The following is a 278-nucleotide window of genomic DNA, read 5'->3' on the forward strand; positions in this document are numbered from 1 at the left end:
CAGTACAACAAAAGTGGTGGAGCCAAGCGGGATCGAACCGCTGACCTCCTGCGTGCAAGGCAGGCGCTCTCCCAGCTGAGCTATGGCCCCGCATATTGGTAGGTCTGGGCAGATTTGAACTGCCGACCTCACCCTTATCAGGGGTGCGCTCTAACCAACTGAGCTACAGACCTATATAGGGTCTTGATCGTCTTCAACCATGAATCAAGCAATTCGTGTGGGAGCTCATCAGCAGGCTGATGTCGTCGATTAAGGAGGTGATCCAGCCGCAGGTTCCC

2 tRNA genes are annotated in these 278 nt (G+C 55.0%); both read right to left on the reverse strand.

Features of this window, described 5'->3' with window-relative positions:
• Window positions 1-14: 14 nt before the first annotated feature.
• A tRNA-Ala gene (locus IRZ77_RS26740) sits at window positions 15-90 on the reverse strand.
• Window positions 91-96: 6 nt separating this feature from the next.
• Window positions 97-173, reverse strand: a tRNA-Ile gene (locus IRZ77_RS26745).
• Window positions 174-278: the final 105 nt, after the last annotated feature.

This window comes from Pseudomonas pudica (genome assembly GCF_015680405.1).
GTDB classification, from domain to species: domain Bacteria; phylum Pseudomonadota; class Gammaproteobacteria; order Pseudomonadales; family Pseudomonadaceae; genus Aquipseudomonas; species Aquipseudomonas pudica.